Origin of the sequence: Nocardioides euryhalodurans, assembly GCF_004564375.1 — a bacterium.
GTDB classification, from domain to species: Bacteria; Actinomycetota; Actinomycetes; order Propionibacteriales; family Nocardioidaceae; genus Nocardioides; species Nocardioides euryhalodurans.
This window is the reverse complement of record NZ_CP038267.1, coordinates 3,720,533-3,742,017: the sequence shown is the minus strand read 5'-3', so window position 1 is coordinate 3,742,017 and position 21,485 is coordinate 3,720,533. Positions and strand designations below refer to the sequence as shown.

Below are 21,485 nucleotides of genomic sequence, written 5' to 3'. Positions count from 1 at the left end.
CGAGGTGACGCGGGGCACGTGCCGTCTCACGCGTCCGCTCCCGGCCCCGGCCGGAGGGTCAGGCCTGCTCGGCGACGGCCTTGAGCCGGGCAAGGCCCTTGTCGAAGTCGTTCCCCAGCAGCCTGTCCGTGTTGACGACGCGGGCGAAGATCGCCGCCACGCCCTTGTTGTCGCCGGTCATGGTCCACGTGACCCGCGTGCCGGCCCCGGTCGGGGTGAAGCGAAACTCCACCGGGTTGGTGGCCTTCCACGGCTTCTCGAAGACCAGCTGCACGCCGATCCGCTCCGGCGTGGAGCTCACGATCTCCATCGAGCCGCGCCCCGCCTTGCGGTTGCCCGACCACGCGTAGCGGGCACCGACCCCCGCGTCGGGTCCGGAGTACGTCCGCTCGAGGGCCGGGTCGACGTCCTCCCACGGGGACCATGCGGTCCACGCGTGGAAGTCGTCGACGAGCGCATGACAGCGGCTCGCGTCGGCGTCGACGACCACGCTGCGGCTGACGGTGTACTCGGCCATGGCTCATGCTAGCCCCCGGGCCGGCCGGTCTCCTCGCGCAACGTGTCCTCGATGATCTGCTCGTCCGACGGGGCCGAACGGCGGGCGCCCGCAGCGCCGACGAGGGGGGCGTCGAGGGTCTGCTGCATCCCGCGCACGGCGTCCTCGACGACGAAGCGGGCCCGCGTGAAGACGGGCGAGCCCGGGCTGGTGACCTGGGTGACGCAGCGGTAGTCGACCGTCATCTCCGAGGGTGTGATCGTCGTGCTGACGTAGCCGCGGAGGTTCGTCCAGAACTGCAGGTTGGGGTTGTACGCCGCCCACGGGTGCTGGCCGTCCGCCTTGTCGTACCCGTCTCCCCCGGTCGTGATCGAGCTCGTGACGAACTCGGAGGCGACGGTCCCGGAGTCGGGCTCGTCCTGGTTGCGATAGACCTCCGAGGCCCAGTGGGCGTGGACGTCCCCGGTCACGACGACCGGGTTGCGGACACCCGAGGTCTCCATGCCGTTGATCAGTCGCTGTCGCGAGGCGTCGTAGCCGTCCCAGGCATCCATCGAGACCTGCTCGACTGCCGGGTCCGCGTTGGAGTCGCGGCGGCCGAAGAAGACCTGTTGCCCCAGCACGTCCCAGGTGGCACGGGAGTCACGGAAGCCCTCGAGCAGCCACCGCTCCTGCTCCCACCCAGGGAGGCTCCGCCCGGGCGCGAACGCGTCGGGGCACTCCCGGTAGCCGTCGCCGCAGGCCTGGTCGTCGCGGTACTGCCGGGTGTCGAGCATGTGGAAGCTCGCCAGGCTCCCCCACGAGACGCGCCGATAGAGCTGCAGGTCGATCCCGCGCGGCACCGAGCGGCGTCGCAGCGGCACGTTCCCGTAGTAGGCGCGGTAGGCGTCGGCGCGCCGCTGCAGGAAGGCGCCCTGCTCGGCCGGCTTCTCCGACAGCTCGCCGGCGTAGTTGTTGTCGAGCTCGTGGTCGTCCCACACCGGCAGCCACGGCGCGACGCCGTGGGCCGCCTGCAGGTCCGGGTCGGTCTTGTACTGCGCGTAGCGACGGCGGTAGTCGGCCAGTGTCACCGTCTCGCCGCCGAGGTGGGAGCGTTGACCGTTGTTGGCGGGTCCTTCGTACTGGTAGTCGCCGAGGTGCAGGATCACGTCGGGCCGTTCCTCCGCCAGGTGTCGGTAGGCGGTGAAGTAGCCGTGCTGGTAGCTCGAGCAGGAGACGAACGCCATCGCGAGCGAGGAGACCGGCGCGCCTGCGCCGGGCGTCGTGAGGCTGCGACCGGTCGGCGAGAGCCACGAGGCCAGACGGAACCGGTAGAAGTACTCCCTCCCGGGTCGCAGGCCGCCCACCTCGACGTGGACCGCGTGGGCGTTGGCGGGGCGGGCCGTCGCCACCCCGGCCCGTACGACGTGGCGGAACCGCTCGTCGGTGGCGACCTGCCACCCGACCCGGTGGTCTCTGGCCGGCATGCCCCCGAGGCCGGTGTCCACCAGCGGATCGGGGGCCAGCCGGGTCCAGATCACGAAGCCGTCGGGGGCGGGATCACCGCTCGCGACACCGAGCGTGAAGGGGTCCCGGCGCGGGGGTGGAGCAGCCGCGGTGGGACGGGTGCCGGCGAGCACGCCGGCGGGCACGAGGGCAGCGAGCGCGCCGCTGCGCAACAGGGTTCTCCGAGTCGAATCCATGCGCGCCAGCCCAGCCGACCCGGGCGACGTCCGGGTGACGGCGCGGTGAACCTTGCGTGCGGGGCCGGCGTCCGCTCAGCGCGTGAGGGCAGCCGCCCGCACCACCATGACGTCGGGCAGGCCGGACGCGATCTCGTGCCAGCTCGCCCCCTCGTCGGGTGACCCCCAGACGGCTCCGTTGCGGCCCCCGAGGTAGAGGCCCGCCGGGTCGTGGGTGTCGGTGCACATCGCGTCCCGCATCACCGCTGCGTAGTAGTCGTCGGGGAGCCCGCCGGCCCCCAGCTCGGACCAGGAGTCGCCCGCGTCGGAGGTGCGCCAGACCCGGGCACGGCCGTCGACCGGCCAGCGGCTGCCTGCGTCGGCGATCGGGAAGGTGTAGGCGGTGGCCGACTCGCGCGGATGGGTCACCATCGCGAACCCGAACTCGCTCGGCAGCCCCGGGGCGATGTCCTGCCACGAGGCGCCGCCGTCGTCGGACCGGTAGACGCCGCCGTGGTTCTGGAGGAAGAGCCGGTCCACGTCGACGGGGTCACGCGCCACCTTGTGCACGCACTGGCCGAACTCGGGGAAGAACCGCTCGCCGGGCATGAACTCGGCCTTCACCCCGGTGTTGGACGCCTCCCAGGAGGTCCCCCCGTCGGACGTGCGGTAGACGCCGCCGGTGGAGATCGCCGCGACGACGGACGCGGCGTCGTCGGGGTGCGGGAGGATCGTGTGGAAGGCCTGCCCGCCGAAGCCCTCGTTCCACTCGGTGCGGTGGGGGTGGTCCCACAGGCCCCGGACCAGCTCGAAGGTCTCGCCTCCGTCGGTGGAACGGAAGATCGCGCCCGGCTCGGTGCCCGCCCACACGACGCCGTCCTCGACCCCGGGCACGATCTGCCAGACCCTGGCCAGCGAGACGCCGGTGTCCTCGGGGAACCGGATGGCGCCGTTCGGGGTCTCCTGCCACGAGGCCCCGAGGTCGTCGGAGCGCCGCACCTGCGGCCCGAACCAGCTCGACGAACAGCCGGCGAGCAACCGCTGCCCGCCGCCTCGGGTGTCGAGATGGACGGAGTAGACCTCCTCCATCGGGAAGTGAGGACCGCTCAGCTCCCAGTCCTGGCGCGCCTCGTCGGAGGTCGCGAGCCAGAGTCCCTTGCGGGTGCCGATCATGAGCAGGGTCGCGGGTGCGGACATCGGGGACTCCCTCACTGCTGGGTGCGGTTGCGGAACGTACGGATGGACAGCGGCGCCAGGATCGCCGTCAGCGCGAAGCACCAGATCAACGTCGCGATGACCGGGTTCTGCAGCGGCAGGGCGGCGTCGGCCGGCGCGGGCGGCGTGTTGCCCCAGAGCACGCGGATCGCCTGCACCAGCGCGGAGATCGGGTTCCACTCGGCGATGGTGCGCAGCCACGGCTCCATGTCCTCGGTCGGCGCGAACGCGTTGGACAGGAAGGTCAGCGGGAAGATCGTGGTGAACATGACGCCGTTGACCGCCTCGACCGACCGCATCCTCGAGCCGACCAGGATCCCCAGCCAGATCATCGTGAAGCCCCAGAGCAGCAGCAACCCGTAGGCGGCGACCGCCTCGACGAACGTGCCGCGGATCCGCCAGCCGATCAGCAGGCCCGTCAGCGACATCACGACGATGCCGATGGAGGAGTGGATCAGGCTGGAGATGCTCCGACCGACCAGGACGGCCGAGGGGTGGATCGGCAGCGAGCGCATCCGGTCGACGATGCCCTTGTCGATGTCGGAGGTGAGACCGACCGCGACGATGAAGGAGGCGAACGCGATGGTCTGTCCCATGATCCCGCCGAGCAGCCACTCGTTGTAGCCGGCCGGGGCGTCGGTCGCGATCGCACCGCCGAAGACGTAGGCGAAGAGCAGCACGAACATCACCGGCTGGATCGTGACGTCGAGGAGCATCTCCGGCATCCGGCGGATGTGGATCAGGTTGCGCCGCGTGATCACCAGGGACTGGCTGAGCAGGCTGCCGGTGCGGATCGTGGGGCGGTCGATCATGGGGTGCTGGTCGAGGCCGCTGGTCGTGGTCTCGGTGCTCATGCGGAGATCTCCTCCTCGGGGGCGGTGTCCTCGGCGCGGTGGCCGGTCAGGTGCAGGAAGACGTCGTCGAGACTCGGTCGTTGCAGCCCCAGGTCGTCGAGGTCGATGCCGCTGCCGTCGAACAGCGTCGCGACGCGGGTGACGTCGGAGAGGCCCTCGGCGGGCGCCGTCACCGAGCGGGTCGGCTCGTCGACGTGGACCTCGGGGACGGCTCGGCGCAGCAGGTCGGCGGCCGCGGAGAGGTCCTCGGGCCGGGACACGGTCACGACCAGCGCGGCGCGGCCGGAGGCGTCCTTGAGCTCGAGCGGGGTGCCGTGGGCGATGACGGTGCCGCGGTCGATGACGACGATGTCGTCGGCGAGCTGGTCGGCCTCCTCGAGGTACTGCGTCGTGAGCAGCAGCGTGGTGCCGTCGCGCACCAGGTCGCGCAGCACCTCCCACAGCTCCACACGGCTGCGCGGGTCGAGCCCGGTGGTCGGCTCGTCGAGGAACAGCACCGGCGGCGTCGCGATCAGGCTCACCGCGAGGTCGAGCCGGCGCCGCATGCCCCCGGAGTAGGTCTTGATGGTCCGGTCGGCGGCGTCGGTGAGCGAGAACCGCTCCAGCAGGTCGTCGGTCTGGCGCTGGATGGTCACCCGGTCGAGGCCGTAGAGGCTGCCGACGAGCCAGAGGTTCTCCTTGCCCGTCAGCAGCTCGTCGACCGTGGCCGCCTGGCCGGTCAGCCCCATCGACCTCCGCACGGCCTCGGGCTCGCGCAGCACGTCGTGCCCCGCCACCCGCGCCGTGCCGCTCGTGGGCGTGGTCAACGTGGTCATCATCCGCACCGTGGTGGTCTTGCCCGCCCCATTGGGTCCGAGCAGCCCCAGGACGGTGCCGCGCGGCACCGCGAAGCTCACGCCGTCGACCGCCACGGTCTCCCCGAAGTGCTTGACGAGCTGATCGGCCTCGATCGCCGGATTCGTGCTCACTGGTCCTCCCCTTGCATCATCGACCTGCCTCCCCCGAGACGCTAGCCCCGGCCACTGACATGGTCCCGCGACCGTCCTGCCCGCGGCGACGTCCTAGATTGACCGGGTGGCGCCCCGATTCTCACCGGTCTGGCTCGTCCTTCTCGGAATCCTCTCGGTCCAGCTCGGCGCCGCGATCGCGAAGGACCTCTTCGACGAGATCTCCCCGACCGGGATCGTGTGGCTGCGGCTGGTCACGAGCGCGGTGGTGCTGGGCCTGGTCGCCCGCCCGGTCCTGCGCGGACGTACGAGGGCCGACTGGACCGTCGTCATCGGCTTCGGCGTCACCCTCGGGGTGATGAACTGGGCGATCTACCAGGCCTTCGCCCGGATCCCCCTCGGCATCGCCGTCACCATCGAGTTCGTCGGCCCGCTGACCCTGGCGGTGCTCGGCTCGCGCCGCCCGCGCGACCTGCTCTGGGTCGCCCTGGCCGCGCTGGGCGTGCTCCTGCTCGGGCTCCAGCCCGGCGACGTCACGCTGGCCGGGGCGGGGTTCGCGCTGCTGGCCGGGGCCGCCTGGGCGGCGTACATCCTGCTGAGCGCACAGACCGGCGAGCGCTGGCCCGGACTGGGCGGGCTGGCGGTGGCGAGCGTGGTCGCGACGGTGCTGCTGGGTCCCGCGGCGATGGCGGTCTCGGGGACCGCGCTGCTGGACTGGCGGGTGCTGGCCGTGGGCGCCGCGGTCGGGCTGCTGAGCTCGGTGGTCCCCTACAGCTGCGAGCTGGTGGCGCTGCGCAGCCTGAAGCCGGCGGTCTTCTCGATCCTGATGAGCCTCGAGCCCGCGGCGGCCGCGCTCGCCGCCATCGTGGTGCTGCAGGAGTTCCTCACCCCGACGCAGTGGGCCGCGATGGCGTGCGTCGTCGTCGCGTCGGTCGGCGCGACGCGGTCTGGCCGGGCACTCACCGAGCCGGTGCCCGACTGAGGGAGCGGGCGGGTCGTTCACACAGACTTCACACGCGGTTGACACCCCGGCAGGACCAGCTGCCCTAGCGTCGTACGCACCACCACCGCACGCACCCCGGGAACCGCCATGAAGCTCACGCTCCTCGACCGCTGGGCGGTCTCCTCGCAGCAGCGGGCGCGGCGCAACGCCATGGTCGCGACGACGCGGCTCACCCAGCTCCGGAGCGAGCGGCGCGAGGTCGAGGAGTACCTCGCGGCGCGGTCCGCCCCGGCCGTCCCGGTCGTCGTCCCACCGACTCCCCCACGGCTCGCCGCACAGCGCTGAGCACGCTCCCGTCGGGTTCCCTCCTGCACAATCGGGGGCATGTCCTCCCCTGCCACGGAGACCGCCCCCGACGCCCGCCTGGCCTTCGGCGACGTGCTCTCCGACGACGGGACCCGGTTGCGGGTCTGGACCAACGACCCCGACGGCACCCTGCCCGGACCCACCGTGGTGCTCTGCAACGGCCTCGGCACCAGCCCGTGGACCTGGCCGGCGCTCCTCGAGCCCGACTGCGGCGTCCGCGTCGTCAGCTGGAACCACCGCGGCACCGGCGGGTCCGCCCGGCCGCGCGACCCGCAGCGCGTCGGCATCGACGACTTCGTCGACGACGCGCTCTCGGTGATGGACCACTTCGGTGTCGAGCGCGCGGTCCTCGCCGGTTGGTCGATGGGGGTCAACACGATGTTCGAGCTGGCCACGCTCCACCCCGAGCGCGTCGCCGGCCTGTTCGCGGTGGCGGGGGTGCCGGGCGGCACCTTCGGCACGATGCTGGCTCCCTTCCACCTGCCGCAGGCCGTGGCCCACACGCTGACGGTCAACGCCTCGCGCGCCCTGAAGTACGGCGGTCGGGCGCTGACGCCCGTCGCCCGGCGGCTTCCCGTGGGCCGGCGCAGCATCGCGGTGCTCGGCCACACCGGGTTCATGTTCCCGATGCCCGACCAGGAGCTGGCCGCCAAGGCCGTGCGGGAGTTCCTCCAGACGCCCGTGGACTGGTACTTCCACCTCGCGCTCCGCACCGCCGAGCACCCCCGGGTCCGGCTGAGCCGGATCACCGTCCCCGTCACCCTCGTGGCCGGCCGGTGGGACGTCCTCAGCGGCAGCCGGGCCATGGCCACGGCCGCCGACCGGCTCGCCGACGCCTCCTACGTCGAGCTCCAGGGGTCGCACTTCGTCCAGATGGAACGTCCCGGCGAGGTCCACGACCTGCTGCTCGAGCTCCTCGCGCGGGTGGGTTGATGCGTCGCCCGATCGCCGTCGGCGTGCTGGTGCTGCTGGCAAGCCTCTCCGCCTGCTCCGACGACTCCGCGACCCCGGGGCCGCCCACGGTCACCGCCCCGACCGAGGAGCCCGAGCCCGCCCCCGAGGAGCCCACCGACGGCCCCACGATCTCCCCCAGCGACGAGCGGGTGCGCGTGGTCGACACGGTCGCGACCGGCCTGGAGGCGCCGTGGGGGCTGGGCTTCCTCCCGGACGGCCGGGCCGTCGTCACCGAGCGCGACACCCGCCAGGTGCTGCTGATCGACCCGGCGGGCGGGGAGCCGCAGGGCCTCGGCGCGCTCGGCGAGCCCGTCGGTGAGGGCGACGCCGGCGAGGGCGGGCTGCTCGGGGTCGCGGTGTCACCCGACTTCGCGGAGGACCGGTTCCTCTACTTCTACCTCAGCACGGCCTCCGACAACCGCGTCGTCCGCGCTCCCCTCGACCGGCAGGACCGGCTCGGCACCCCCGAGGTGCTGCTGGACGGCATCCCGACCGGCTTCATCCACGACGGCGGCCGGCTCCGGTTCGGCCCCGACGGCTTCCTCTACGTCTCCACCGGCGAGACCGGCACGCCCGAGCTCGCCCCCGACCGCTCCTCGCTCGCGGGCAAGATCCTGCGGATCACAGCCGAGGGCGACCCCGCTCCGGGCAACCCCGACCCCGACTCACCGGTCTGGTCGTGGGGGCACCGCAACGTGCAGGGGCTGGCGTTCGACGACGACGGCAACCTCTGGGCGAGCGAGTTCGGCCAGTCGACGTACGACGAGCTCAACCTGATCCGCAAGGGGTCCGACTACGGCTGGCCGGTGGTCGAGGGCCGCGGTGACGAGGAGGGGCTGGTCAACCCCCGTGTGGTCTGGCGGACCGACCAGGCGTCCCCGTCCGGGCTCGCCCACGCCGAGGGCCACCTCTGGCTCGGTGCCCTGCAGGGCACCCGGCTGTGGCGGGTCGACGTCGCCGACGGCGAGGCCACCGACCCGACCCCCTTCTTCGTCGGTGAGTACGGCCGGCTGCGCACCGTCGAGGTCGCCCCCGACGGCCGGCTCTGGGTCACGACCTCCAACCGCGACGGCCGCGGCTCACCCGCGCCCGAGGACGACCGGATCCTCGTCGTCACCCCCGGGAGCGACTGACCCGACGCTGGGGTCAGGGAGAGCCGACCACCTGCGCCACGAGGTAGCCGGCCAGGGCCAGCTCCACGACGGCGCCCAGCACGTCACCGGTCACGCCTCCGAGGCGACGCACCGCCCGGAGCAGGACGCCCCCCGCCACCACGGCGGCCACGGTCACCCCCGCGACACCGCGGCCGCCGTCGAGCAGCAGCGCGGTCGTCGTCAGCGCGCCGAGGACGAGGAGGACCACCGGGAGCGGCACCGAGCCGGCAACCGCGCTCCCGAGCCCGTCACCCCGGGCAGCCGGGACCCCTCGCGAGCAGGCGATCACCAGGCAGCCCCGGCTGACGACCACCCCGAGACCGGCCGTGAGGGCGGCGGCCGCGGCGCCGTACCGCTCGAGGGTGCCCGCCAGGGCGACCGCCTGCACCGACATGACCAGCAGCAGGGTCGCCGCGCCGACGGGGCCGACGTCGCCGGTGCGCATCACCGCGAGCCGGCGGGTCGTGTCGCCCGGCACCGTCAGGCCGTCGGCGGTGTCGGCGAGACCGTCGAGGTGCAGCCCGCCGGAGCCGAGGGCGAGCAGGCCCACTGCGAGCAGACCCGTCAGCAGCGCGGGGGTGTCGAGGCGATCCCCTGCCCAGACCAGCAGCGCCACGGGGACCGCGAGCGGCAGCACCGCCAGCGGCGCCAGCGTCATCGCCAGGGCGGCGACCCGCCTGTCGACCGTGCTCGGCGGCTCGACCGGAAGCACCGTGAGGGTGCCGACGGCGAGCCGCGTCGCGTCGACCGGGAGGCTCACACCTGCTCCGGTACGGGAGGGGCGACGGAGTCGAGGGTCGTCATCCCGGCCAGCAGCAGCGCGGCCGTCCTCAGCAGCGGCAGCGCGGTCAGCGCGCCGCTCGCCTCTCCCAGCCGCAGCTCCAGGTCGAGGAGCGGTGCGAGGCCGAGCGACGCGAGCGCGGCCCGGTGCGCGGGCTCGGTGGACCGGTGCCCGGCGCACCACCAGGCCACGGCCCCCGGCGCCGACCGCTCCGCCAGCAGGGCGCAGGCCCCGGAGACCACGCCGTCCAGGAGCACCGGGACGCCCCGTTCGGCGGACCGGAGCAGGAAGCCGGTGCCGGCGGCCAGGTCGGCGCTGCCGACGCTCCGCAGCAGCGCGACCGGGTCGTCGGCGTACGGGCGGGCGCGCTCGAGCGCGGCGGCGACCACGTCCCGCTTGTGCCGCCAGGTCTCGTCGTCGACCCCGGTCCCCCAGCCGACGACCTGGTCGGCGTCGAGGCCCAGGACCGTCCCCACCAGCGTGGCAGCCACGGTGGTGTTGCCGATGCCCATGTCGCCGGGCACGAGCAGGTCGGCGCCGGCGTCGACCTCCTCGTCCGCGATCGCGCGGCCCGCAGCCAGGCCGGCGAGGGCCTGGTCGACGGTCAGGGCGTCCTCGCGCTGGATCGCCCCGGAGCCCCGCCGGACCTTGTGCCGGCGGACCTCGGGAGGGGTGTCGGTCAGGTCGTCGTCGACACCGAGGTCCACCACGCGGACCCGGGCGCCGTGCGCCCCGGCGAGCACGTTGACCGCTGCGCCGCCGCGGAGGAACTCCCGCACCATCGCGGCCGTCACGGCTCGCGGGTACGCCGACACCGCCCCGTCACCGGTGACCCCGTGGTCCCCCGCGAACACCACGACCGACACCTCGCGGGGCGGGACCGGGGCGGAGGTCCCTTGGACGCCGGCCAGCCAGACCGCCAGGTCCTCCAGCCGGCCGAGCGCCCCCAGCGGCTTCGCCAGGGCGTCCACCCGTCGCCGGGCCCCGGTCCGGGCCCCCTCGTCGATCCTCGCCACGTGGGTCATCCCAGGTCTCCGTCCAGTTGTTGTACGCGCCCGGCGACGACCAGGCGCACGTCCTCGCTCGCGTCGGCGAGCCTCCGGTTGAGCCGGCCCAGCGCGTCCCGGAACAGCACGCCGGACCTCGTGCCCGGCACCACCCCGGAGCCGACCTCGTTGCTGACCGCCACCACGGGCACCGGGACCGTCCGCCAGGCCCGCAGCAGCCGCTCCACCTGGTCGTCGAGGGTGCGCTGCCAGGTCGAGTCGCCGTCGGCCGACTCCCAGGCCCCGGCGTCCGACATCGCTGCCGCGAGCCAGGTGGCGAGGCAGTCGACCAGCACCGGCCGGTCCGCCGACTCGAGGGCACCGGCGACGTCGGTGGTCTCCACGGTGGTCCAGGTCGCAGGCCGGTCCTCCCGGTGGGCGGCGACGCGAGCCGCCCAGTCGGCGTCGCTGCCGTCGGGGACCGGCCCGGGCGCGACGTAGAGCACGTCCCGGCGGCCGGCCAGCAGCTGCTGCGCGTGCCGCGACTTGCCGGAGCGGGCACCGCCCAGCACCAGGGTCCGGTGACCGGCGGGCCTGTCCGCCACGGTGGTGCGCTGGTCGGCGCTCCCTTCGGGCAGCACGCGTCCCAGGGCGTCGACGAGCGCTGCCCGGACGGCCGGGTCGGGGTGGACCGACACGCGTACGTGGTGGTCGTCGAGCCCCGGGAAGGTCCGGCCGCGGCGGACCGCGAGTCCGTGGTCGAGCAGCCGCTCACGCAGGTCAGCGCGGTCCGAGCGCAGCAGCAGGAAGTTGGCGGGCGAGGGCCAGACCGTCAGCGGGAACGGTGCGAGGGCCTCGAGCAGCGCGGCTCGGTCGTCGGCCGCCTGCTGCGCGCGGAGCCGACGCTCCTCCTCGGCGCCCGCGAGGACCTCGGCCGCCCGCAGGGCGGTCGAGCCGACCGGCCACGGCTGGCGGACCGCGGCGAGCCGCGCCACGAGCGCCTCGGGGCCGAGCAGGTAGCCCACGCGGAGCCCGGCCAGGCCCCAGAGCTTGGTGAGGCTCCGGACGCAGAGCAGACCCGGGATCCCCGATCCGTGCAACCCGTCCGCCTCGGGAAGGAAGTCGGCGAACGCCTCGTCGACGACGAGCACCCGACCCGGCCGGGCGAGCGCGGCCACCGCCTCGACGGTGTCCAGCCGGCCGGTGGGGTTGTCGGGCCGGCCCAGCACCACCAGGTCGGCCTCCTCCGGGACCGCCGCCGAGTCGAGGGCGAAGTCGTGGGCGGGGTCGCGCAGCACCCGCTGGACCGGCACCCCGGCCGACCGCAACGCCGCCTCCGGGGCGGTGAACGACGGATGCACGCAGGCGGCCAGGCGCGGACGGATCGCCTGCGCGACCAGCCAGAACGCCTCGGCGGCACCGTGCAGGGGGAGGCACCGGGCGGGCGCCGTGCGGTGCCGGTCGGCCAGCGCGGCGACCGCCGGCGCCGGGTCGGGATAGCCGGTCAGGTCGACCTCCCGCAGGTCGGCGAGCAGCCAGTCAGGGGCGGGGCCGAGCACGTTGACCGCGAGGTCGAGCGTCCCGGCCGGCACCTGCCGGTCTCCGTGGTCGTGGAGCGGGTCCATGGCCGGCCCTAGAAGTCCAGCCCGCGACGGGCGCGGACCCCGGTCTCGTAGGCGTGCTTGACCTTGCGCATCTCGGTCACGGTGTCGGCGAGCTCGACCAGCTCCGCCGGGGCGTTGCGGCCGGTGCAGAAGACGTTGGTCCGCTCCGCGCGGTCCCGGATGGCCGACCAGACCGGGTCGGCCTCGATCCAGCCGTAGTTGACCGGGTAGGTCATCTCGTCGAGCACGACCAGGTCGTACCTCCCCGACGAGAGCGCCTCCGCGGCCGCGGTCCACGCCTCGCGGGCGATGGTCGCCGAGCGGTCGAGGTCGTCGGACTCCCAGGTGAAGCCGTCGCCGATCGTCCACCACTCGACCCCGAGACGGCGTGCGACCGCCTCCTCGCCGACGCGCCACTTGCCCGACTTCATGAACTGCACGACGCACACCGACCACTCGCGGGCCACCGCCCGCATCACCGTCCCGAAGGCGGCGGTCGACTTGCCCTTCCCGTCACCGGTCGCGACCAGCACGATCGAGGCGACGTCGCGCCGTGGCGGCCGGGTGCGCTCCCGGTCGGGCAGCGCCTCGCGCGGGGTTCCGGTGGGCGTCATCGTCGGCCTCCTCGGGTGGTGCGGATCAGGTGGTCGGCCGCGGCAGCGAGCATCATGGCCAGCAGCGTCGTGCGGCGGGCCACCCCCAACGCGGCGTCGACGTGGTCGGGACCGGGAGCTGCTCCCCCGGCGTTGAGCACGTAGTGGTCACGCTTGGCCAGCGACACCTCGAGGCGCAGTGCCATCGCCGCCATCGGCCAGCCGGCGTTGGGCGAGCTCGTACGCCGGGCGTCCGCGGGCAGCCGTGACCGGTCGGCCGGTCGGGCCAGGAGGGCCGCGGTGAGCCGCGCGGGCACCAGGTTCAGCAGGTCGTCGGCCCGGGCCGCGACCCGGCCGGCGTGCAGCCAGCGCGGGCTGCGGTAGCCCCAGCAGGCGTCCGCGGTGTTGGCGTAGCGGTGGAGCGCAGCCCCTGGCAGCCCCGCGGCGACATACCAGACCAGGGGAGCCACGACGGAGTCCGAGAGGTTCTCGGCCAGCGACGCCACTGCGGCGCCGCGCACCTCCTCCTCGCCGAGCGAGGTGGTGTCGCGGCTGACGATGCGACCCAGCGCGGTGCGCCCGGCCCCGAGGTCGCTGCGTACGGCGGTCTCGACCGCCGCGACCTCGGTCAGCAGCATCCGCGACGAGAGCAGCGGCCACAGCGCGACGCCACGCAGCACCGCACCGCCGGGGCCACCGACCCGTCGGGCGGCGCGCTCGGCGAGCCACCCGAGGGCGACCGCGGACACCGCGCCGACCAGCCAGGCGGCGCCGCCCGTGGTCACGGACCGGGCCGGTGGACGCTCCGGGACCCGGTGGGCCACCGCGTCGAGGTAGCGCCCGGTCCACACGACGGGATGGAGAGCGGGCCGGGGCTCGGCGAAGGCGGCGTCGAGCCCCGCCGCCACGATCACGCTCACCGCTCGCCCCGGAGCGGGAGCACCGCCGGGCCGCCGTCGCGCTGCAGCACCTCGACCCGGGCTCCGTAGACCTCCGACAGCCGGTGGGGCTGCAGCACCTCGGTCGGGCTGGCGTCGGCCACGACCCGCCCCTGGTGCAGCAGCACCACCCGCTGGCCGTACTGGCCGGCCAGGGTGAGGTCGTGCATGGCCGCGACCACGGTCAGCTCGTCCTGCAGCCGCATCCGGTTGACCAGGTCGAGCACGCTCTGCTGGTGACCGATGTCGAGGGCGCTGGTCGGCTCGTCGAGGAGCAGCACCTGCGGCTGCTGGGCCAGCGCCCGGCCGAGGACCACACGCTGCAGCTCACCACCCGACAGCCCCACGGCGGGGCGGTCGGCCAGCTCGACGAGCTCCAGCCGGTCGAGCGTCCGCTCCACGGCGTCCCGGTCGGACGCCGTCTCGGTTCCGAACCGGCGCAGGTGAGGGGTCCGTCCGAGCGCGACCAGCTCGCGCACCGTGGTGCCCTCGGGCACCTCGGGTCGCTGCGGCATCAGCGCGACCACCCGGGCCACCCGGCGGCGCGACGCCGCCCCGGGGTCCAGCCCACCGACCCGGAGCGACCCCCGCGCGGGGATCAGGCCGGCCACGGCGTGCAGCAGCGAGGTCTTCCCCGCCCCGTTGGGGCCGACCACCGCCACCCAGTCGCCGGGTTCGACCACCAGGTCGACGTCGGTGACGACCTCGACGCCGCCACGCTCGACGCAGACTCCCCGGCACTGGACCACCGGCACCGCGCTGGTCACAGGCTCCCCTTGTGCCGTCGCAGCACCACGAGGAAGAACGGTGCACCCACGAGCGCGGTCACGACCCCGATCGGAACCTCCGCCGGGGCCAGCACGGTGCGCGCGACGACGTCGCAGAGCACGAGGAAGGCCGCCCCCAGCAGCAGTGACAGCGGGAGCAGGATGCGGTGGCCGGCTCCGAAGACAAGCCGGACCGCGTGCGGGACGACGATCCCGACGAACCCGATCAGCCCGCTCACGCTGACGACCGCAGCCGTGCCGAGGGTCGCGGTGACCACGAGCAGCAGCCGCACCCGCGCCGGGTCGACGCCCAGGCTGGCCGCCTCGACGTCGCCCACCGCCATCACGTCGAGCACCCGGCGGTGGACCAGGATCGCGACGCACGAGACCACGACGTACGGCAGCGCGATCACCACGTCAGACCAGCCGTCGGTGCTCAGCCGGCCGAGCATCCACGAGTAGACCGACAGCAACGAGTCGTCGTACTGCTGCTGCACGAAGTTCTGGATGGCGTTGAAGAAGGCACCGACCGCCACGCCCGCGAGGATGATCACCACCGCACCACGGCCACCGCCGACCGTGCTGCCCAGCGTGTACGTCGCCGCCACCCCCAGCAGGCCACCGACGAACGCGAGCAGCGGGATGCCGACGGGGCCGATGGCGCCCCCGGCCACGATGCCGAGGGTCGCGCCCAGCCCCGCACCGCTCGAGATCCCCAGCAGGTAGGGATCGGCGAGCGGGTTGCGGAAGACACCTTGGTAGGCGGTGCCGGCGGCGGCGAGCATGGCGCCCACGAGGACGCCGAGCACCACGCGGGGCAGCCGGATCTCCCAGAAGATGGCCTGCTGGGTCACGGAGAGCCCGGACTCGACCTCCACCCCGGGAACGGCGTCGAGCAGCTCCAGCAGGATGCCACGCACGCCGAGCCCCGCAGGTCCGACCAGGCACCCCACGAGCACCGCCCCGAGGCACACGGCGACCCCGAAGCCGAGCTTCGTACGCCGCAGCCCCGGTCGGGCAGCGAGCCGCCGCAGGGCGCGCGCCCGGGCGACCGCGGCCGCTCCGCGGCCTCCGCTCGCCAGGTCCAGAGCCACGGCCCGTCAGCCGCCCGCGCCGTCGAGCGCGGTCTCGCGCTCCTGCAGGATCTCGCTCACCTGCTGCACGAAGTCGAGCGTGCGCGGTCCCCAGCGACTGGCGATGTCCTCGTCGATCACGTGTACCTGCTCGTCGACGACGGCGGGGACCTGCTGCCACCCCGGGCGCTTCGCGACGTCCTCGGCGGTGACGCCGCAGCAGAAGCCGTCGGCCAGGAACACGAGGTCGGGGTCGGCCCCGACGACGTACTCCGAGGCGAGCTGCGGGTAGTCGTCGCCGCCCTTCGCCTCGTCGGCGATGTTCTCGAGGCCGAACAGCCCGTAGACGGAGCCGATGAAGGTCGCGCTGGTGGCGCTGTAGAGGTCCGGGCTGAGCTCGTGGAAGTAGCTCACCCCCTCCAGCTCGGGTGCGTCCGCCACCGCCTGCTCGATGCCCGAGCGGGTCTCGTCGACGAGCTCGGCGGCCTCCTCCACGTGACCGGTGGCCTGGCCCACCCGTTCGAGCTGCGAGTACGTCTCCTCGAGGTCGGCGGCGGCCGGCAGCACCAGCGTCGGCACCCGCGCCTTGTCGAGGCCGGAGACCAGGTCGCCGGTGTCGTCGGAGGCGATCACCAGGTCGGGCTCGTACTCGAGGATCGCCTCGACGTTGGGCTGGTAGCCGGAGAGCTTGGTGACCGGGACGTCCTCGGGGTAGTCGGACTGGTCGTCCACGGCGACCACCTGGTCGCCGGCCCCGACCGCCCACAGCATCTCGGTGGCGGTGGGGCTCAGCGAGACGATCGACGTCGGCTCGGCGTCGAGGGTGACCTCCGTGTCGCCGCCCACGGGGCCCGAGAGCACCGAGACCGGGAACTCGGGGTCGGCGGCCGGGGACGACGACGAGGCTCGCTCGTCGACGGTGTCGACCCCGCCGCAGCCGCTGAGCACGAGGCCCAGCACCAGCAGCAGGGGGGCGAGAAGGCGCCGGTCACGGCGCGGGGATCCAAGGGCAGGCACAGCATCCTCCGGTCTGCGGAGGACGAGAGTCTTCGGGCCGCACGGGTCCCGAGGAACCCACTGCTGCACGAACTAGACTTCGTCCGAGGCTAGTTGCGTGGCCACGGGCCAGATGACCTGGCTCGTCCGGCTCCCTGGTGGCCAGGGTCCGGCTTCACAGTTGCGGGACAGCACCGGGATCTCACCGGACTTCCTGGAGCACCGTGGCACTCCCGCATGGGCCGGGAGCACCAGCACTCTAGCCCACGTCGTCTGCCGCCTTCCCCCCGCCTCCGCGACCCGCGAAGGCGGCCGGGCGCCCGCGGAGCGCGCGCCCCGCAGCATCGTCGTCGGTGACGAAGCCCGGGGTCCGGACCTCGTCGTCGTAGTAGCGGTGGAACACCTCGGTCTGGGAGCCGGACATCGGCGGCACGATCCAGCTCCAGTCGGCGGGGCAGGGGCGCCCGCTCTGCTCCTCCCGCCGCAGGTGGGTGAGGAACCGGCGGGACTCGGTGTGGTGGTCGGTGATGGTCACCTCGTTCGTGCGGAACGAGTGCAGGACGGCCCGGTTGATCTCCACGAGGGCACGGTCGCGCCACAGGGTCGCGTCGTCCGAGGTGTCGAGACCCATCCGCTCCGCCACCTCGGGCACCAGGTCGTAGCGGTCCCGGTCGGCCAGGTTGCGGGCGCCGATCTCCGTGCCCATGTACCACCCGTTGAACGGCGCGGCCGGATAGGAGACGCCTCCGATGACCAGCCGGTTGTTGCTGATGACGGGGACCGCGTGCCATCGGGCCCCCAGGCCGGCGAACCAGCCCAGCTCGGGGTGCTCGAGCGGGACGTCGTGCACCACCCGCTCGGGGATCGGGAACATCCGTGGGCCCTCCTCGACGGTCTCGACCACGAGCGGGAGCACGTCGAAGGCACCCGGCTGCTCGGGCGGTCGCCACCCGTGCCGGACCAGGGTGTCGGTCAGGTCCCGGTACCGCGGGTCGCCGAGGACGCGCCCGTCGGGTCGGTCGTACCCGGCGTACCGGATGAGCTGCTCGTTCCAGATCCTGGGCGCAGGTCGCGAGGGGGTCTCGGGGGCGAACACGCTGATCATCGGGCGGATCCTCCCTCCGTTGTGGGCCTCCTCGAGGTGCGCGAAGCAGTGCTCGGCCACGCCCGCGGCGTCGGCGACCTTCCTCAGGTCGCGCACCTGCAGGCTTCGCCAGTACAGCCGGCCGATGCACCGCGCGTTGTTGCGCCAGGCGACCCGGGCGCCGAAGGTCAGCTCCTCGGAGGTGTGCCAGTAGCTCCCGGTGACGCCGATCTGCCACAGCACCTCGTCGATCCGCGGCCCCGGGGGCCCGGCGTGGGGGGTCTCGGCGTGGAAGAGCTCGAGGAACTCGATGGCCTCGGCCCGGACCACGTCCGGGTGGGCGGGCGCGGGGGTCTGCCCGCGGTCGGGTGGCCCGGCCGGGGGACCGGGGGGAACGGTAGCGACCCGCGCGGTGGCGGGGCAGGGATCGTCCTGGGGCGACACGTCACGTCCTTCGGGGGGTAGGCCGCGCACCGCTCAGCGCGAGCCGGCGGACTCCGGCCCGCGGCCGTTCCGGGAGGGGGTCTGGGGGTCCAGCCAGTCGTCCACGAGCGGGTCGGTGGGCCCCGGAGTCCCCGCACCCGCCTCCCCCGCCAGCGGCGTGCCGAGCCGGTCCACCTCGGTGGCGAACGTGTCCAGGATCGACCGCATCTGGTCCTGGGCCGAGCGGGCGTAGGTGCTCACCTGCTTCCCTGCCGTGTCGAGGGCCTGCTCGACGATCTTGCGCTCGTGCGCGCGGGCCTGGTCGATGCGCTCGCGGGCGTCCCGGCGGACGTCCTGGACCATCTCCTCGGCCACGAGCTGCGCCTGGCTGAAGAGGTCGACGACCTGCTCGTTGACCCGGTCGCCGATCTGTTCGTACTCGTCGAGCTCGCCCTGGACCCGCTGCAGCTCCCGACGGAGCCGCTCGTTCTCCGCCAGGGTGCCGCTGAGCTCCTGCTCCGCGGCCTCCACCTGGTCGGCCAGCCGGTCGAGGTAGGCGTACACCTCGTCCTGGTCGAGGCCGCCGAGGACACGGCGCTGGAACGTCTCGTCGCGGATCGAGTCAGGCATCCTGCGCTGCGACGGGTCCTGGCGGTGGTCGGTGTCGATCATCTGGTGTCTCCTGACCTGGTCAGCTCCGGCTCGGCGGCGGCGTGCTCGTCGGCCGGGTAGTAGAAGTGCTCGTACTTGATGTGCTCGGGCGGCATGCCGGTGGCAGCCAGCTTCTGCAGCGTGTGCGCCACCATCTGCGGTCCCCCGCAGACCATCGCGGTGCGCCCGTGCAGCGCCTGCCGGGCCGCGACCGTGCCGACCAACCCGCGCGTACCGGGGTACGACGCGTCGTCCGACACGACCTCGGTGTACTGGAACCACAGCCGCTCCCGGGCGAGCTCCCGCAGCCGGTGGCGCTCGTGGAGGTGCCACGGCATCCGGACTCCGTGGAGCAGGTGGACCCTCGGAGCGATGCGCGACCGCCTCCACTCGTCGTCGATCTGCTCGATGACCGCGAGGAGCGGTGCGAGACCGGTGCCACCGGCCACCATCAGCAGGTCGCCGTCGTCGCCCGCCCGTCGGGTCAGCCGATCGCCCACCGGAGCCCCCAGCTTCACGTGGTCCCCGACCTTCAGGGACCGCACGACCGCCGGGCTCACCTGGCCTCCGTCGATCTGTTGCACGTGGAGGTCGAGCGAGCCGTCCGGCCGGGGGGCGTTGGCCGGGCTGAAGTAGCGCCACTGCCGGGGGCGTTGCGGGATCTCCATCGACAGTGACTGCCCGGGTGAGAACGGGTAGGCGCGACCAGGGCGCAGCCGCAGGTGCGTGAGGTCCATGGTCCGCCGCTCCACCGAGAGCACCTCGGCGTCCCACCAGTCGGGGCTGGACTCCGACGACGTCTCCGCCGCCTCGACCATGATCCGCGCGATGACCTGGTAGGCCGCGGCCCAGTCCTGGGCGAGCTCCTCGTCCCACTCAGACCCCAGGAAGTGCTTGAGCGTCGCGAACAGCGAGGCGCCGACAGCGTCGTAGTGCTCCGCGACGACCGCGTACTTGCGGTGGTCCCGCCCCAGGTGCTGCAGGAAGGCAGCGTCGTTCTCCATCTGGTCGGCGTGGCTGACGATCCGGCCGAGGGCGCTGACGAACTTGTCGCGCTGACCCGCCATGGAGAGCGGGAACATCGCCCGCACCTCGGGGTGCGACACGAAGACGTGCGAATAGAAGAACAGCGCCACCTTGTCGCCGTGTGCGGCCACCCGGTCCCAGCTGCGCTGCAGTGCAGAGGCCTCCATCGGACCTACCCGATCCGCGGTGGCAGCTCCCCGGACCGGACGGGCGGCCCCCCGGGGGGCCTGAGGTGGGGCCGGCGCGCGGCGGAGCGCATGGACGAGTGGTGCATCGACAAGGGTTTCCCTCCCAGTTCAGTCCCCCGTCATGCTCTCCCCATGCCCCCGCAGCCTCCCTCTGGCGACGGGATCGACCCCGACTGCTCGGAATCGGCCCGTGACGTTACCGCCGAACGGGCGCGACGGCCAGTCGTCGGCGCACCCGGACCACTCGGACCCGGTCCGACCAGCGCCCCTAGGGTCTCCCCGTGAGCGGGAGCCTGATGGTGCTGGGGACCACGTCCGACGCGGGCAAGACGGTGGTGACGACGGGGCTCTGTCGCGCCCTGGTGCGGCGCGGCCTGCGGGTCGCGCCGTTCAAGGCGCAGAACATGTCCAACAACTCCATGGTGACCGTGGACGGGGCGGAGATCGGCCGGGCGCAGTGGGTCCAGGCGTTGGCCGCCCGGGCCGAGCCGGAGGCGGCGATGAACCCCGTGCTGCTCAAGCCCGGCAGCGACCTGCGCAGCCACGTCGTGGTCATGGGGCGGCCGGCCGGTTCGCTGGACGCGGGCGAGTTCGCGGGCAGCCGGACGCCCCTGGCCCGCGCGGCGTACGACGCCTACGACGACCTCGCGAGCCGCTTCGACGTCGTGGTCTGCGAGGGCGCCGGCTCCCCCGCGGAGATCAACCTGCGTGCCCACGACTACGTCAACATGGGTCTCGCCCGGCACGCCGGGATCCCGTCGCTCCTGGTGGGCGACATCGACCGGGGCGGCGTGTTCGCCGCCATGCACGGCACGCTCGCGCTGCTGGACGAAGCAGACCAGGCCCTGGTCAGCGGGCTCGTGATCAACCGGTTCCGGGGCGACGTCAGCCTGCTCGACCCGGCCCTCACGCAGATCCGGAGCCTCACCGGACGGCCCGTGCTCGGCGTGGTCCCCTGGCTGCCGGGGCTGTGGCTGGACTCCGAGGACTCGCTGTCGGTGCGGGAGCGACCGACCCCGGCGGATCCGGGACGGGCGCGGCTCCGGGTGGCGGTGGTGCGGCTGCCCCGGATCAGCAACTTCACCGACGCCGACGCCCTCTGCCTCGAGCCGGACGTCGAGGTCGACTTCGTCGACGACCCGCGAGGCATCCGCTCCGCCGACGTGGTGGTGCTCCCCGGCACCCGCGCGACGATCGCCGACCTCGGCTGGCTGCGGGAGCACGGGCTCGCCGACGCGGTGCGCGCGCACGCGGCGCGCGGCGGGCCGGTGCTCGGTATCTGTGGGGGCTTCCAGATGCTCGGTCGCGAGATCGAGGACCCTGACGGGGTCGAGGGCCCGCCCGGCACCCGCGTGGCCGGGCTGGGCCTGCTCGAGGCGACGACGACGTTCGGCTCCGACAAGGTGCTCGCCACCCGGTCCGGCACCGCGCTGGACGCCCCGGTCACCGGGTACGAGATCCACCACGGCCGCGTCGCGGTCGCTGCCGGCGACGAGCTGCCCGGAGGCGTCCGCTCGGGTCCGGTGCTCGGCACGATGTGGCACGGCTGCCTGGAGGGTGACGCGTTCCGGTGGGCCTGGCTGCGGGAGACCGCCCAGGCCTGCGGGCGTGACGGCCTCCGGTTCGGGACGGTGTCGTTCACCGCCGCCCGCGAGGCACGCCTCGACACCATCGCCGACGCGCTGGAGGAGCACCTCGACCTCGACGCCGTGCTGGCCCTCGTCAGCGACGGCGCCCCCGCCGGGCTCCGCCCGGTCACGGGCGGGCTGGTCGGCTGAGCCCCGC

At 73.7% G+C, this 21,485-nt stretch carries 21 protein-coding genes and 1 riboswitch; of the genes, 5 read left to right on the top strand and 16 right to left on the bottom strand.

Translation table 11 applies throughout. From position 1 onward, the window contains the following. Positions 1-58 precede the first annotated feature (58 nt). The 5 genes from EXE57_RS18130 to EXE57_RS18110 form a co-directional block, all read right to left on the bottom strand. Positions 59-517 (bottom strand): SRPBCC family protein, encoded by a 459-nt coding sequence (locus EXE57_RS18130; protein WP_135079949.1) that lies wholly within the window; start codon positions 515-517, stop codon positions 59-61. 8 nt (positions 518-525) lie between these two features. Then, positions 526-2,178 (bottom strand): alkaline phosphatase D family protein, encoded by a 1,653-nt coding sequence (locus tag EXE57_RS18125; protein WP_135079948.1) that lies wholly within the window; start codon positions 2,176-2,178, stop codon positions 526-528. A 75-nt stretch (positions 2,179-2,253) separates the two neighbouring features. Further along, a complete protein-coding gene (locus tag EXE57_RS18120; RefSeq protein WP_135079946.1) occupies positions 2,254-3,354 on the bottom strand; it encodes a WD40/YVTN/BNR-like repeat-containing protein in 1,101 nt (366 codons plus the stop codon). 11 nt (positions 3,355-3,365) lie between these two features. Further along, positions 3,366-4,226, bottom strand: a complete 861-nt coding sequence (locus EXE57_RS18115) for an ABC transporter permease (RefSeq protein WP_244246894.1) — start codon at positions 4,224-4,226, stop codon at positions 3,366-3,368. Beyond that, positions 4,223-5,194, bottom strand: a complete 972-nt coding sequence (locus EXE57_RS18110; protein ID WP_135079944.1) for an ATP-binding cassette domain-containing protein — start codon at positions 5,192-5,194, stop codon at positions 4,223-4,225. The genes EXE57_RS18115 and EXE57_RS18110 overlap by 4 nt, the downstream gene beginning before the upstream one ends. A 106-nt stretch (positions 5,195-5,300) precedes the next feature. Between EXE57_RS18110 and EXE57_RS18105 the strand changes: the two genes are divergently transcribed. The 4 genes from EXE57_RS18105 (at position 5,301) to EXE57_RS18090 (ending at position 8,569) form a co-directional block, all read left to right on the top strand. After that, positions 5,301-6,155, top strand: coding sequence for an EamA family transporter (locus tag EXE57_RS18105; RefSeq protein ID WP_208542904.1), 855 nt, complete (start codon positions 5,301-5,303; stop codon positions 6,153-6,155). A 108-nt stretch (positions 6,156-6,263) separates the two neighbouring features. Then, a complete protein-coding gene (locus EXE57_RS18100; RefSeq protein WP_135079940.1) occupies positions 6,264-6,461 on the top strand; it encodes a hypothetical protein in 198 nt (65 codons plus the stop codon). 39 nt (positions 6,462-6,500) lie between these two features. Continuing rightward, positions 6,501-7,415 carry an alpha/beta fold hydrolase gene (locus tag EXE57_RS18095; RefSeq protein WP_135079938.1) on the top strand — a complete coding sequence of 305 codons (915 nt, stop codon included), beginning with the start codon at positions 6,501-6,503 and terminating at the stop codon, positions 7,413-7,415. Continuing rightward, positions 7,415-8,569 carry a PQQ-dependent sugar dehydrogenase gene (locus EXE57_RS18090; RefSeq protein ID WP_135079936.1) on the top strand — a complete coding sequence of 385 codons (1,155 nt, stop codon included), beginning with the start codon at positions 7,415-7,417 and terminating at the stop codon, positions 8,567-8,569. Before EXE57_RS18095 ends, EXE57_RS18090 begins: the two co-directional genes overlap by 1 nt. Positions 8,570-8,582: 13 nt before the next feature. Here the strand turns inward: EXE57_RS18090 and EXE57_RS18085 are convergent, their stop codons facing one another. The 11 genes from EXE57_RS18085 to EXE57_RS18035 form a co-directional block, all read right to left on the bottom strand. Beyond that, positions 8,583-9,350, bottom strand: a complete 768-nt coding sequence (locus EXE57_RS18085; protein ID WP_135079934.1) for an adenosylcobinamide-GDP ribazoletransferase — start codon at positions 9,348-9,350, stop codon at positions 8,583-8,585. Continuing rightward, a complete protein-coding gene (gene cobT / locus EXE57_RS18080) occupies positions 9,347-10,396 on the bottom strand; it encodes a nicotinate-nucleotide--dimethylbenzimidazole phosphoribosyltransferase (RefSeq protein ID WP_135079932.1) in 1,050 nt (349 codons plus the stop codon). The genes EXE57_RS18085 and cobT overlap by 4 nt, the downstream gene beginning before the upstream one ends. Further along, entirely contained in the window at positions 10,393-11,982 is a 1,590-nt protein-coding gene (locus EXE57_RS20275; protein ID WP_244246893.1) for a bifunctional adenosylcobinamide kinase/adenosylcobinamide-phosphate guanylyltransferase, read from the bottom strand. Before EXE57_RS20275 ends, cobT begins: the two co-directional genes overlap by 4 nt. Before the next feature lie 8 nt (positions 11,983-11,990). After that, positions 11,991-12,575, bottom strand: a complete 585-nt coding sequence (gene cobO, locus EXE57_RS18070; protein ID WP_135079930.1) for a cob(I)yrinic acid a,c-diamide adenosyltransferase — start codon at positions 12,573-12,575, stop codon at positions 11,991-11,993. Next, positions 12,572-13,474, bottom strand: coding sequence for a CobD/CbiB family cobalamin biosynthesis protein (locus tag EXE57_RS18065; RefSeq protein WP_135079928.1), 903 nt, complete (start codon positions 13,472-13,474; stop codon positions 12,572-12,574). Before EXE57_RS18065 ends, cobO begins: the two co-directional genes overlap by 4 nt. Then, positions 13,471-14,259: an ABC transporter ATP-binding protein gene (locus tag EXE57_RS18060; protein ID WP_208542903.1), complete on the bottom strand. Its 789-nt coding sequence runs from the start codon at positions 14,257-14,259 to the stop codon at positions 13,471-13,473. The genes EXE57_RS18065 and EXE57_RS18060 overlap by 4 nt, the downstream gene beginning before the upstream one ends. Then, positions 14,256-15,353 (bottom strand): FecCD family ABC transporter permease, encoded by a 1,098-nt coding sequence (locus EXE57_RS18055; protein WP_208542902.1) that lies wholly within the window; start codon positions 15,351-15,353, stop codon positions 14,256-14,258. The genes EXE57_RS18060 and EXE57_RS18055 overlap by 4 nt, the downstream gene beginning before the upstream one ends. A gap of 6 nt (positions 15,354-15,359) precedes the next feature. Next, on the bottom strand, positions 15,360-16,349 hold the full coding sequence (locus tag EXE57_RS18050) for an ABC transporter substrate-binding protein (protein ID WP_135079926.1): 990 nt from the start codon (positions 16,347-16,349) through the stop codon (positions 15,360-15,362). Positions 16,350-16,438: 89 nt separating this feature from the next. Then, positions 16,439-16,599, bottom strand: a riboswitch (cobalamin riboswitch). After that, entirely contained in the window at positions 16,588-17,856 is a 1,269-nt protein-coding gene (locus tag EXE57_RS18045) for a nitric oxide synthase oxygenase (RefSeq protein ID WP_135079924.1), read from the bottom strand. Its footprint overlaps the riboswitch before it by 12 nt. A gap of 33 nt (positions 17,857-17,889) precedes the next feature. Continuing rightward, positions 17,890-18,507 (bottom strand): DivIVA domain-containing protein, encoded by a 618-nt coding sequence (locus EXE57_RS18040; protein WP_135079922.1) that lies wholly within the window; start codon positions 18,505-18,507, stop codon positions 17,890-17,892. Further along, complete coding sequence (locus tag EXE57_RS18035; RefSeq protein ID WP_135079920.1) at positions 18,504-19,679, bottom strand: globin domain-containing protein; 1,176 nt, start codon at positions 19,677-19,679, stop codon at positions 18,504-18,506. Before EXE57_RS18035 ends, EXE57_RS18040 begins: the two co-directional genes overlap by 4 nt. A 317-nt stretch (positions 19,680-19,996) precedes the next feature. Between EXE57_RS18035 and EXE57_RS18030 the strand changes: the two genes are divergently transcribed. Next, positions 19,997-21,478, top strand: coding sequence for a cobyric acid synthase (locus tag EXE57_RS18030; RefSeq protein WP_279633200.1), 1,482 nt, complete (start codon positions 19,997-19,999; stop codon positions 21,476-21,478). Positions 21,479-21,485 lie beyond the last annotated feature (7 nt).